The organism is Rhodococcus sp. KB6, assembly GCF_001445685.1.
GTDB lineage: Bacteria > Actinomycetota > Actinomycetes > Mycobacteriales > Mycobacteriaceae > Rhodococcus_F > Rhodococcus_F qingshengii.
Window position 1 is genome coordinate 256595 of record NZ_LNAK01000120.1, and the last position, 12961, is coordinate 269555.

Sequence of the window (12961 nt, forward strand, 5' to 3'; positions counted from 1 at the left end):
AGTCACACCCACAACCACCCCTTCCGACTAAGGAACACGATGGCTTCAGCACGCGAACTGATCGATGCGTCTCCACTCAGCAGACTCCAAATACGGGTCGTCCTTCTGTGCACGCTGGTCAATATGGCCGAGGGATACGACATCCTTTCGATGTCACTCGCCATACTGCCGATCACGGACGACTGGGGAATATCCGGCACCCAGTCCGGCATGCTTTTCAGCGCTGGTCTCATCGGCATGGCAGTCGGCTCGATCGCCTTGGGACCGGTCGGCGACCGATACGGGCGCCGCCCTCTGCTGATCGGTTCGCTGGTCGTCATCACAGTCGGTCTTCTACTGTCCGCAGCGAGCGGCGACGTCACACAACTTGCGCTTGCGCGTCTGCTGGCCGGCGTCGGTATGGGCGGCATCATCCCGAGTTCGCCGATCATCGTCGGCGAGTACGCACCTGCACGCAAGCGCTCGACGCTCATCGCGCTGTTCGCGATCGGCATTCCACTCGGGGGTGTACTCGGCGGCGCCGGAGCAGCGGTGCTGATGTCGACGTACGGCTGGCACTCCGCATTCCTGCTCGGCGCGGTCGTCACGGCAATAATGGCGGGTGTCGCCTATTTCGGAATCCCCGAATCGCCGGACTTCCTCGCCGCCAAGGGAACCGAGTCGTCGCGAAAGAAGCTGGACGAACTGATTTCCAAGATGAAACTGACCGGAGTCCCGGCCACGGGTAATCACGCGACACCCGTGCGGCGGTCACCGAACGTCTCCGGATCTGCTCACCTGAAGTCCTGGGCCCTGGCGACGACATGCATCGTCTTCGGCCTGGTCAACATCGCATACTTCTTCGGCAATACCTGGACACCGAAACTTCTCAAGCTTGCCGGCATGTCCAACAACGCCGGAATCAGTGGTGGACTGATGTTCTCGCTTGGCGGCGCGCTCGGAACGCTGGTCTTCGCCGGCCTGGCCCTTCGATTCGCCTCGATGTGGATCACGATGGGCTTCATCCTCGCCGGCTCGCTACTGTTCGGCGTCCTCGCTCTGGTCTCGACTCAACTCGGCCCCGCGCTGGTGGCGTCAGCTCTGCTCGGGCTGTGTATGACCGCGGCCTACACCGGCCTGTATGTCATGGTGCCGATCCTCTTCCGCCCCGAAGCACGTGTCTCCGCTCTCGGAATCGCAGCGGGACTCGGCCGCATCGGAAGTATCGTGACGCCGTTGGGGATCGGTCTACTCGTCGACCGTTCCTGGACGACAGAATCCATCTTCTTCCTCTTCGTCGTACCGACCCTGCTCGCCACCGCAACGATCACATACGCACAGATTCGCAATACCAAGGAATCCGTCGCACTTGCCGTCGACGGCGAAAAGGCATCTGTACCTGCCGCTTGATCAGATCGAGTTGTCCACCTGGTCGGCGTGAAGAACCCCGTAGAGGAAACTTCGCATCATCTGTTCGTACAACTGCCGGGGCGTACGTTGATTGGACTTCAGTGCGGCGTCGAGGACCGGGTGGGCAACTCGATCTACGTTGGCAAAAACGGCGGAACGCTTGGCCTCGGGCCTCACCGCCTCAGTGAGGGTGACACCCAAGGTCAGCTTCTCGAGGCCGTCGAGGATCTGAACATGCAGCCGCACAGGAACTCCCGAACCCTCGAGGTAATCTGCTGCAGCCTCGAACATGTCAGTCACGAGGTCTCGCGGAAGAAACTGCAACATCACCGGCGCGGCATTGCGGTGACGCAGAATCACATCCCGAAAGTTCAAGCCGTACGCGACAACCCAGTCCTGCCAATCACCTGACGCGGGCTGACGCGGAATCCTGGTCTCGAACACGATTGCTCGCGCAACCTCCGTCAAAATTTCGTTCTTGTCGGAGAAATGGTGATATAACGACGGAGCTTTGACGTCGAGGTACTTAGCCAGACGCGGAAGGCTGAAAGCGTCCAAGCCCTCGGCATCGATAATCGAGATTGCTGCGGCAACTGCGGTGGTTCGGCTGATCAACGGTTTCGACGGTCGAGCCATGTCGCTCTTCACTCCTGATTTGCTCGGCGTCCGAAGATCGTACAAGCACCGATCGGAAGGTCAGGACAAGCGCATCGAACCCGTGTCGATGTACCGCTGATGGAACGAGAATGCCTCGCCCAGGATGTGCGGCGTCTGCCCCGCACCCGGTTGAGCGTCGGCGCGAGCGATGTAATCGTGGAGCAGTGGCCGGAATTCCGGGTGAGCACACTTGTCGACGATCAGGCGCGCGCGTCGCCGCGGCGACAGACCGCGCAGATCCGCCAACCCCTGCTCGGTCACCAACACCTGAGTGTCGTGCTCGGTGTGGTCGACGTGCGGAACCATCGGCACGATCGCCGAGATCTCACCGCCGCGGGCCGTCGACGGGCTCAGGAACATGGACACGTAGCCGTTGCGGGCGAAGTCCCCCGAGCCGCCGATTCCGTTCATGATCTTCGTCCCCATGACGTGCGTCGAGTTCACGTTGCCGTAGATGTCGGCCTCGAGCATGCCGTTCATGGCGATGATTCCGAGCCTGCGCACCACCTCCGGGTGGTTGCTGATCTCCTGCGGACGGAGAGTGATGTGGTGGCGGTAGAAGTCGATGTTCGCGGTCAGTTCTTCGATGCCCTCTTCGGTGAGCGCCAAAGCCGTCGACGACGCATGCGCGACGGTTCCGTCCTTGATCAGCTTCAGCATCCCGTCCTGGATGACCTCGGAGTAGCAGGTCAGGCCGCGATACGGCCCCCGATCGAGCCCTCCGAGCACCGCGTTGGCGACATTGCCGATGCCCGCCTGCAGCGGAAGCAACGTATCGGCCGGCATCCGTCCGGCGCGCACCTCGAAGTCGAAGAATTCCAGGACGTGGCCGGCGATCGCCTCACTGACGGCATCGGGTGCAGTGAGAGGGCTCGCGCTGTCACGGCAGTTGGTCTCGACAACGGCCACAACCTTCGTGGGATCCACTCGGAACGTGGTCTGGCCGATCCGGTCCTCGACACGAATGATCTCGAGCGGCTTGCGATGCGGCGGCAGCGCGGTGCCGTAATAGACGTCGTGAATACCTTCCATCGCCTCGGGCACCCACGAGTTGACTTCGAGGATGACCCTGTCGGCGACGTCCAGCCAGGTCTTGTTGTTGCCAATCGACGCGGAGGGAATCAGTTCCCCTGATTCGGTGATACCGGCGACCTCGACCACCGCGACGTCTACGTTGCCGTAGTAGCCCTCCCACACCTGCTGAGCCACGTGGGAGAGATGGATGTCCACGTAGTCCATACGACCGTCGTTGATCCGGCGACGTGCGGTGGCCTCGGACTGATACGGCATGCGCAGCGCGATTCCATCGACCTCCGCGAGCAGCCTTTCGGTCTCGGTGGACACAGAAGCGCCGGTCAGGAGATTGATCGTGAAGTTCGATCCGTTGCCGCGGGTCCGGTGAATGCGCTCGGCCAGGGCCGGAATGACAACCTTTGGTGTACCGGCGCTCGCGAAACCGCTGATCGCGACGGTGTCGCCCGGGTTGATGAACTTCACGGCGTCGGACGCAGACATCACCTTCGACGCAAACGCTGTGGCGCGAATGCGGTTGGAGGTGGCGTTGTGTCCGGTCTCACCGAAGGTTGAACTCACGGCACCAGGATAAACAGGGCACGTCGAAGCGATTTACGGGGATAACCCAGACAGAATCGCTCCGACGTGCTATGTGCACCGATCAGTTGACGACGCCGTACACGCCTTCGCCGACCAGGCTTGCAATTCGATATTTCTGGATCTTGCCCGACCCTGTCAGTGGGAACGCCTCCGCGCTGAACCACTCCTTGGGCGCCTTGTGGCGCGCCAGTCGCTCGGTGCAGAACTCGACCAGCTCGGCGGCGGTCGGTTGGTCGGACTCGTCCTTCCAGCGGATAACGGCGACAACTCGCTCACCCCACACCTCGTCGGGCACACCCACGACCGCCACGTCGAGAATCTTCGGATGTGTGAAGATCACGGACTCGACCTCACGCGGATAGATGTTCTCACCGCCGCGGATGATCATGTCCTTGAGGCGGCCGGTAACCCGGACGTATCCACGTTCGTCCATCGTCCCCAAATCGCCGGTATGCAACCAACCGTCCTTGTCCACGGTGTCGGCCGAAGCCTCCGGATTACGGAAGTACTCGGTCATGACGAGGTACCCGCGCGCGCAGATCTCGCCTTGTTCGCCGAGCGGCACGCTGTCCCCGGTCACGACGTCGGAGATCTTCACTTCGACCTGCGGCAACGCGAGTCCGACCGTCTCCGACTTGTCCTCGGGGGTGTCGGCCGGGCTGGTCTGTGTGATGACGGGGCTGGCCTCGGTCTGTCCGTAGACGATGCTGAACCCCGCCCCGAAGGCCGACTCCACCGTGCTGACGAGTTCGGGCGGGACCGACGACCCGCCGGATACGACCACCGAACAGGCCGAAAAGTCGCGACTCGCGAAGCTGGCGTCGTTGATCATCGCGATCAGCATCGTCGGCACTCCACTGACCACGTCAGCGTGAAAGCGTTCCGCCGCATCGAGAACCGCAGTCGGATCGAAGTACTGGATCAGGCCGATGGACATTCTTCGCTGCGCGGCGCCGAGAACCAGGATGCCGCACCCGGCGGTGTGGAACAGCGGCATGGCCGACACAACCGAACCCCGCTCAGGGAATCGGCCTCTCCGACTCACAAAATCGGCATTGTTGACCAAACCGCGGTGATGCAACAGAGCACCTTTGGGAACTCCGGTGGTTCCCGACGTGTACTGGATCTGCGCATTGTCGTCAGGCGAGACTTCCGGCAGAGCGCCCCGTTCGCCCGCCCAACCTCGAACCTGGCGATCCCACTCCTCGAAGTTGACTGCGAGAACTTCTTCTCCCGAAATCGAAATCGCCTCGGATGCAACCGCTGCCATATCGCCACCGCGGAACTTTCCGGTGTGGAAGAGCCCCCGAGACTGGGACTGCGACAAGACGTACGCCAGCTCCTCCGCACCCAACGCCGGATTGGCGGTCACCAGAACCATCCCGGCGAGCGCGGCGCCGTATTGCAGAATCATCCATTCCGGAACGTTCGGAGCCCAGACGGTGATCCTGTCTCCGCGATCGAACTGGGACAAGAGGTAGTGCGCACACCCCTCCGCTTCGTCCAGCAGTTGCGCGAAGGTCCACGTGCGATCGGTTTCAGCCGCCCTGGAAAGCGAATGCGATTGCGTCGGAACCACTTCTCTGATTGCAATCAGATTCGGCGAGTCCGCGGCGCACTCTCGCAGCAGCCCACCCACCGTTTGCTCCTCTATCGGGTCAGACACGTCAGCGGGGAAGTACGACGTTTCGAGAACACTGCTCATCTCACATCCACTTTCTATCGAGGAGGGGTGTCGGACGCGGGGAGCGGCCCGCCTCCGTCTGGAATCTTGCGTCCGGAATCGCGGTACTGAACCGCGGCATGGAATCCGTCGCGCTCGGCAAAATCCTTGAACCAGCGCCCTTCCGGCGAGTGACGCGTAATTCCGTCGAACAGGGTTGCCAGCACCTGGGTGCCCTGCAGCCCCATGTTGTCGTACGCCTGGTTGATCATCATCTTCTGCATGGCCAACTGATTGAGCGGAACACCGGCGATGCGATCCGCCAACGCTTCCACCGCCGAGTCCAATTCGTCGGCCGGCACCGCTTCGAGCGCCAATCCCCAGTCAGCCGCAGTGACACCGTCAATGGTGTCTCCCGTCAACAGCATTCGCTTGGCACGCTGGGCTCCGAGCCGGTACACCCACATCGCCGTCGTCGGGCAACCCCACACACGCGCAGGCGGGTATCCGATGCGAGCGTCGTCGGCCATGATCAGCATGTCGCAGGACAGCGCGATGTCACTCCCACCGGCAATCGCATATCCCTGAACCTTGCAGATCGTCGGCTTGAGCGATCGCCAGAGCGTGAAGAAGTCGTCGGTGTTCTGCTTCATCCCGCGAAAGTCCTTGATGGGGTCCCAGACCGGGCCCTGGTTCCACTTTCCGTCAAGGTCGCCTTCGGCAAACTTCTTGAGGTCGTACCCGGCACAAAACGCCTTGCCCGCACCTTGCAAGACGATCACACGGACCTCGTCGTCGTCATTGGCTGCTGCCACCGCGTTTCGAATGTCCGACGGCATCCGGTCGTCGATCGCGTTGAGCCGATCGGGACGGTTGAGCGTGATATACGCTTTACCACCGGACGTCTCGTACTTCAGGGTCGCAAAATCCGTCATCATCGGTCCTGTCGACAGAGCGCGCCTCGCTCGGAACGAGTTGCGCTAGTTCTGGGTGAGGAGCAGGCGAACGACGCCTGCCCATTGACTGATCGAACGACGCGCAGACGCGTCGCTCTTCTGCACTGCCCGGGACAGCGCCAAACCACGGAGCATCAGCACCGTCAGATCTGCAATCTGCGAATAGTTCTCGGAAGCAACAATTTCGGGACCGAAAGCGTCGTGGACAACTCGCCGCAGATCCCGTCCGGCGATTCGCTCCGATTCCCGGAGCACCTCGGCCAACACCGGATCCGTCCGCGCTGCGGACCACAGTTCGAGTTCCGCTTGAAATGGCGGCTGAGTCAACGCCGAATACAGAGCGGAGATCGAGTTCTCGATCGTGTCAACCGACGAATCCTGCCGAGACATGGCAGCTCTTACCGCCACCTCGTTCCGTACGACGATGTTCGACACCAACGCCGCAGTGAGCTCCTGCATGTTCGGAAAGTGGTGCAGCAGAGCGCCCCGACTGACTCCGGCAGCGGTTTGCACCGACTGCGCCGTCAGAGATGAATAACCGTCCGCTATCAGTAAATCCGTTGCCGCATCGAGAATCCGGTGGCGCGTCGCTTCGCGCTGCGCATCGCGCAGGGTCACGGTCTCACCTCCAACTTCTCGAGTGGCATGGATCACAGTTTCACAGTCCATTCAGACTGTCAATGGCCGAAAGCCTCCGGCGTACTCTCGATGCACCGGCCCTTCGGACTGATCGGAGCAACACGTGACGACCTCACCGCCGACCGTCTCGCTGACGCTCGACCAACTTGCTTCACGCGCTGCTTCCCTGATCACCGACGACGGTCGGAGAATCCTCGGCATCACGGGCGCACCGGGAGCCGGAAAGTCGACGGTGTCACAGGCAATTGTGCGGAAATTAGGTTCTCGTTGCTCCATCGTCGAGATGGACGGTTTTCATCTTGCCAATCGGGAACTCGACCGACTCGGCAGGCATGAACGCAAAGGCGCACCGGACACCTTCGACGTCGACGGCTACGCGGCTCTACTACGCCGACTCCGAGCCTCGAACTCGACGGTCTATGCTCCGGTCTTCGATCGCGAGTTCGACGAATCAATAGGCAGCACAACGGCTGTCGATCCATGTACACCGCTGATAGTCACCGAGGGGAACTATCTCCTCCTACCCAATGGTGGATGGCAGGAAGTGCGAGCAGCACTCGACGAGGTCTGGTATCTCGACGTTCCGGAGGAAACTCGGACGAAGCGCTTGGTGAAACGCCACAGCCGCTTCGGAAAGAGTTCCGAAGCGGCTGCAGAGTGGGTGAAACGGGTAGATCAGCCGAACGCCGACTTGATCAGCGCAGTCAGGCCACGCGCGGATCTGATCGTCAGAATCGAACGGTCCGAGCCTCACTGATGTCAGCTGAAAACCTAAGAACCGCCGCCGGTTCCGAGAAAAGTGGCCAGCCCGGCAACTCCGGCGATTCCGCCGAATATCGCCGCCAATGCACCGGCGACGGTGATAACGCTGTCGAGCGCTTTGAGATCGGTGTCGGATGAACCCATGGCAGTCTCCTGGAGTCAGAATTGAAAGTGGGGTTGAATGTGCGCCGAAGTGCGCAATGTTGCACACGTCACTTTACCGGCATTCGCGACCCGAATCAACGAAAATTCTCTCTAAACATGTTGCACTGCAACATATTCAAACAGCAGCTTGCAGGTCCACCGAGGCACGACGACGGCCACCGTCCCGCAGCGCGGGCAGGTGGCCGTCGTTGGATATTGCCGAGGAGTCAGACGCTCGTCACATGCATGACGTGCTTGGCCCTCGTGTACTCCGCCAGTGCGAGCTCCGACAGATCCTTGCCGTAACCCGACCCGGCGAAGCCACCGTGAGGCATCTCAGCGGCGAGCATTCCGTGGGCTCCCACCCAGACGCAGCCGAAGTCCAGTTCGGCCGTCATCCTCATCGCGGTGCCGTGGTCGGACGTCCACACGCTCGACGCGAGAGCGTACTTGGTCCCGTTCGCAAGTTCGATCGCTTCAGCCTCGGTGGAGAACGACTGTACGGTGACAACCGGCCCGAATATCTCTTCCTGGACCAGTTCATCTTCCTGCTGCACCCCGGAAATAACAGTCGGCAGATAGAAAAACCCTGGTCCAGCTGGCTTTCCCCCGCCAATACATACGTTCGTATTTGCTGAGCGTCTCTCTACCAACTCCGCCACTCGATCACGGTGAGCGCGGCTGACCAGGGGGCCGAGACAATCGCCCGATTCCGGTCCTCCCAACCTCAAGTCCGCGGCCGCAGCCGTCAACTTCTCGGTGAACTCCTCCGCAACCTCCTCTTGAACGAGAATCCTCGTCGCAGCGGTGCAATCTTGACCGCTGTTGTAAAAGGCCCCGGCAACAATCCCCGCGACTGCGCCGTCGAGGTCCGCGTCGGCGAAAACAACGGCGGGTGCCTTGCCTCCGAGTTCGAGATGCAACAGCTTGACGTCTTCCGATGCGGCCTTTGCGACCGAAATACCCGCTCTCGTCGATCCCGTCAGCGCAATCATCCGAGGAACCGGATGAGCGACGAGCGCGGCTCCGGTATCGCGATCGCCGCACACTACGTTCAACACCCCGGGCGGATAGATCTGCGCTGCAAGCACTCCCAGCATCACCGCGGTTTCCGGCGTCTCCTCGGCCGGCTTGAGCACGAGGGTGTTTCCCGTCGCGAGTGCCGGCGCGATCTTCCAGACCGCCATCATCAACGGGTAGTTCCAAGGAGCGATCGCACCGATCACGCCAATGGGTTCACGTCTGACATAAGACGTAGCACCCTCCGTGTACTCCATTGCGGCAACGCCCGGCAGAGAGCGGGCAATACCCGCGAAGTACCGCAGAAAGTCAACACACTGCGGGATCTCGTCGTCTCGCACCTGCCTGAGAGGCTTGCCGGTACTGCGGCATTCGACCTCGAGGAAATATTTCGCGTTTGCTTCCAGCGCGTCCGCGAGGGCCAGCAGCAACTCCTGACGGCGCGCAGGGGTGGACCGGCGCCAGGACCGCGCAGCCTTCTCGGACGAACGGCAGGCTCGATCGACGTCATCGGCGGAACCGACGGCAGCACGGGCATATGGATTGTCGGTCACCGGATCGACCAGCACGGAAAGTCTACCTGCCGGGCTCTCGCACGTTCCGTCGATCACGTGACCAAACGCTGCGACAGTCATCGAAGTTTCCACCGTCATGAGCGCGATCCGGGGAGCGCGACGAAGAACTTCTTCGACGGCTCAACCGTCTCCCAGATACCGCGAAACGACTGCGGCACGAAAAATGCTTCCCCAGAAGAGAATTCGCGACGGTTTCCATCGAGGTCGATCAGTGCCACCCGGCCGCTGATCATGATGCAGACCTCGTCGTACGGATACGGGTCGCACAAGAGCGTGCCGGGCTCGCCTTCCCAACCACCGCCGAAGTATTCCCCGTTCGGATCTCCAAATGACCTCCATTCGGATTCCGACCAGTTCGGGCTCGCGTCGTCACCCCACTCCGGGATGAACCGCGTCCCCTGCCCTGGCCCGAACGTTCGAATGTCGTTGACACTCATGTCATTTTTCCTTCGTGTTGGAGCTGGAAATTCGTGCAGCAAACAGATTCAATACGTTTGCAGTTATTCGTTCGGTGAACGGATCGTGATGGATCAGCCCGTTCACCCATTCGGTGGAACCTGCGTTGAACACGGAGCCGAGACCTCGCTTGTGACAGGCGACCATTCCCGATCCGTATTCGAGATCACGAAGGTGATCTGGAGGCTCACTGCCATAGAAGCATTCGATGATTCCCTGCACTTCGGCGAAAGGCGCACCGATCGGAACTTTCCCGTTCCATTTGTCCCGCGAACCCGAAACTGCCGGCGCCATCGCGATGATCTCCAGATCCTCGGGAGCGCCGTCGACGCCGGTCGCATACGGCTGGCCCTTCCGGAACGTGAAATCCACGCCGTCCATCTCGAATCCGGCAACACAGATCGGGGCGATCCCGAAGTTGTCTCCGTAGTACAGGTCGGTTCCGTTCAACGCCCAATGATCCGGCCGGTATACCGTGAAACCGCCCGAAGACCTGGGAGTTGTTGCACCGTAACGATTGTAGACACCGGCCATGCCGGTCAATCCCATCGTCCACGCTCCCGGTCGGGCAACCTCGGGCGAATCCCACGCCGTCGTCACCCGGGTCGGGTCGACTTCTCGCATCGGATCGTCGAACGGATTCTTGTAACAGACTTGTGCGTCGTTTTCGAGGCGTACCTGCCACAGGAAGTTCCCGCCGAATCGCGCCAGACCACCACCCTCTTCGACGAAATCATCTATGCGGTCACGCATCTCCCAGGACCAGTACTCGTCGTGACCGACAACAACTGCGCATGAATATCCCTGCAGCGCCGACGGATCGTTATGCAGATCGTGTTGTGTCACGTGGTGGACGCGGAACCCCTGCTCTTCCGCCCAGACCGTGAACGGCCTCTCGTAAGTGGCCCAGAAGGCGTCCGCATGGTGACGCGAGTAGCCGTTCACCCACGCCCATTCGTACGGCGGGTGACGGGGAATCCATCCGATTCCCGGTGTGTCGGTGTGGATGTTGCGTGCTGCACCCTCGGGTTTGCGCAACATCCCCCGCGCGACGGGACGCTGCGTCGAGGAAATCGGTGTCGGCACATCGCCGGAGCCGTCCGGAACACCTCGGTAGTGGTTTGCCCCACCCCAATCGTTGTAGGCCAACATCGTGCTGGTGGTGTGAATGAGTACGAAGTCGGCATGCTCGGGTTCGCGCGCCTTGACGACGAAGAAGCCCTCCCGCTCAATAGTCACCCCTTCGTGGAGCATCCGGACCAGAACCAAGTACATGCCGGACGTCCATTTCGGATCTATCTCGACGGCAAGGGATTCCGCCCAGTCGCAGCCCACTGCGTACGCGTCGGCAGGCGTCTGCTGCTGCTTGCCCGGCAGACCGACGTATTGCGCGACCTGTTGCGGCCGGGCGCCGTCTCGAACAATTTCGAGGTCGTATTCTTCTGCGGTGGTATGCACTCGGATCGAGACGGTGTCACCACCGAAGTACGAGAACCTGTCCGCATAGACCCATATCTCTGGAGCGCCCGGAACAATTCCGGGACGTTCGACCAACCCTCCGGGGACCGACCATGCGTATTCGCTCATGCCGACAACTCCTCGACCGAGTGTTCACGTACGCGCATCCCGCGGACCACGCCGAATGCGAAAGCCAACAGCAATGGCACTGCCAACAAGAAGTTTTGCGCGGTGGTCAACCCGGTCAGGTCACTCATGTTCATCAAGAGGTATCCGAGCGCGACGATCAACGCCACTGCAGCGAGCGAGGGTGCAATCAACCTTTGCCACAGACCTTCACCGCGAGAATCCTGCGAGAAGAACCTGAGCACGGCGACGGAAGTGAGGACCTGCAACACCAGCACACCGATGATCGTTGGTGTATTCGTCCACACGACTACTTGGGTGTACGGGTCTGCGGGCGTCAGCGCAAAGCCGGCGATTGCCGCGAATACCAGTGCGCCTTGTGTGATTCCGGCGACGCTCGGCGTTCCAGTGGTCAGCGAAACCCGTGCAAGCGCGGCAGGAAAGACTCTCGCGCGCCCCATGGTGAGCAGATAGCGACTGCAAGCATTGTGGAGGGCAAGGCAACCCGCGAAGAAGCTCGTGACGATCAACAGATGCATCACGTCGGTCATCATGGAGCCGGCAAATTCATTGTTGAGATCGAAGATCAGCTCGGACGGGTCACCGCCGAGTAGGTCGCCCATCCGACTCGGGCCGACGGCCTGCACGATCACCCAAGCACAGAATGCGTAGACCACGGCCAGAACAGTGACTGCTGTGTAGGTCGCACGCGACACTGTGCGTTTGGAATCGACAACTTCCTCGCTGTAGATCGCCGTTTGCTCGAAACCGACGAAGGAGGTGAAGGTCAACACGAAGACGCTCGCCAGTCCGGCTGTCATGAAGGTCGACGGCGAAAAACTGTCGAGCGACAGTCCTTCGTGGCCGCCTTTCAACAGAACCGCCACACAGAAGACTGCGAGGACGCCGAGCTCGAGCGCCATCAAAACGGCCAGCACCTTCGCGCCGATATCGACCCTGCGATATCCCACCACCACGACCAGAACTGCGACCGCCAATGCGCAGGTGTAGACGGAAACGGTTACTCCCAAGAACAACTCGATCGTCGACGAGAGAAAGATGCCGCAAGCGACGACGAATCCGATCTGGCCACCGAGATAGCCGATGTAAGCCAGCACAGAGGCGCCTGCGCCGACTGTTTTTCCGAGCCCTTCGGTGATGTAGGCGTAGAACGCGCCCGCGCCGCGGATATGCCTGCTCATCGCCGTGAAGCCGACGGCGAACAGTAGATAGACGATCCCGGGAACGACGTACCCCACCGGAAGCGCAGCGCCGGAAACCATCAGGCCCAGTGGCGCGAATCCCACCAGGATCGTCAGTGGCGCCGCTGCGGCGATGACGAAGAAGACCAGATGACGGCTGTTGATAGTTCCGGCGCGCAGGCCCGAGGATGACGTGGGAGAACCGGATTCAGAATGCGTTCCTGCACCGGGAGGGTCGGTTTTTTCGGTCATGGGGAGGCTCCGCGAGTTAAGGCAAGTATGCGCCTGCCTGGTCAGGTT

General features: G+C 61.1%; 12 protein-coding genes. 2 read left to right on the forward strand and 10 right to left on the reverse strand.

The genetic code is table 11. The annotated features are described in order from the left end of the window. Window positions 1–39 precede the first annotated feature (39 nt). Window positions 40–1389, forward strand: coding sequence for an MFS transporter (locus ASU23_RS17605; RefSeq protein WP_030536122.1), 1350 nt, complete (start codon window positions 40–42; stop codon window positions 1387–1389). Here the strand turns inward: ASU23_RS17605 and ASU23_RS17610 are convergent, their stop codons facing one another. From ASU23_RS17610 to ASU23_RS17630, 5 genes are all read right to left on the reverse strand, one after another. Beyond that, complete coding sequence (locus ASU23_RS17610; RefSeq protein ID WP_030536123.1) at window positions 1390–2025, reverse strand: TetR/AcrR family transcriptional regulator; 636 nt, start codon at window positions 2023–2025, stop codon at window positions 1390–1392. Window positions 2026–2085: 60 nt separating this feature from the next. Beyond that, window positions 2086–3639, reverse strand: a complete 1554-nt coding sequence (locus tag ASU23_RS17615; RefSeq protein ID WP_007730514.1) for an acetyl-CoA hydrolase/transferase family protein — start codon at window positions 3637–3639, stop codon at window positions 2086–2088. Between the two features lie 82 nt (window positions 3640–3721). Then, entirely contained in the window at window positions 3722–5365 is a 1644-nt protein-coding gene (locus tag ASU23_RS17620; protein ID WP_058038361.1) for an AMP-binding protein, read from the reverse strand. 14 nt (window positions 5366–5379) lie between these two features. Next, window positions 5380–6258 carry a crotonase/enoyl-CoA hydratase family protein gene (locus ASU23_RS17625; protein WP_223304467.1) on the reverse strand — a complete coding sequence of 293 codons (879 nt, stop codon included), beginning with the start codon at window positions 6256–6258 and terminating at the stop codon, window positions 5380–5382. A gap of 45 nt (window positions 6259–6303) precedes the next feature. After that, window positions 6304–6897, reverse strand: coding sequence for a TetR/AcrR family transcriptional regulator (locus tag ASU23_RS17630; protein WP_007730510.1), 594 nt, complete (start codon window positions 6895–6897; stop codon window positions 6304–6306). Between the two features lie 124 nt (window positions 6898–7021). Here ASU23_RS17630 and ASU23_RS17635 point away from each other — a divergent pair, with 124 nt between their 5' ends. Continuing rightward, complete coding sequence (locus ASU23_RS17635; protein ID WP_058038362.1) at window positions 7022–7675, forward strand: nucleoside/nucleotide kinase family protein; 654 nt, start codon at window positions 7022–7024, stop codon at window positions 7673–7675. Between the two features lie 14 nt (window positions 7676–7689). On the opposite strand, the gene ASU23_RS35110 is transcribed toward ASU23_RS17635, so the two are convergent. The 5 genes from ASU23_RS35110 to ASU23_RS17655 form a co-directional block, all read right to left on the reverse strand. After that, complete coding sequence (locus tag ASU23_RS35110) at window positions 7690–7824, reverse strand: hypothetical protein (RefSeq protein WP_003942853.1); 135 nt, start codon at window positions 7822–7824, stop codon at window positions 7690–7692. A 227-nt stretch (window positions 7825–8051) separates the two neighbouring features. Further along, window positions 8052–9497: an aminobutyraldehyde dehydrogenase gene (locus ASU23_RS17640; RefSeq protein ID WP_058038363.1), complete on the reverse strand. Its 1446-nt coding sequence runs from the start codon at window positions 9495–9497 to the stop codon at window positions 8052–8054. Then, on the reverse strand, window positions 9494–9856 hold the full coding sequence (locus ASU23_RS17645; RefSeq protein ID WP_058038364.1) for a cupin domain-containing protein: 363 nt from the start codon (window positions 9854–9856) through the stop codon (window positions 9494–9496). The genes ASU23_RS17640 and ASU23_RS17645 overlap by 4 nt, the downstream gene beginning before the upstream one ends. Before the next feature lies 1 nt (window position 9857). Beyond that, complete coding sequence (locus ASU23_RS17650) at window positions 9858–11462, reverse strand: N,N-dimethylformamidase beta subunit family domain-containing protein (protein WP_042921484.1); 1605 nt, start codon at window positions 11460–11462, stop codon at window positions 9858–9860. Next, complete coding sequence (locus ASU23_RS17655; protein ID WP_058038365.1) at window positions 11459–12913, reverse strand: APC family permease; 1455 nt, start codon at window positions 12911–12913, stop codon at window positions 11459–11461. The genes ASU23_RS17650 and ASU23_RS17655 overlap by 4 nt, the downstream gene beginning before the upstream one ends. Window positions 12914–12961 lie beyond the last annotated feature (48 nt).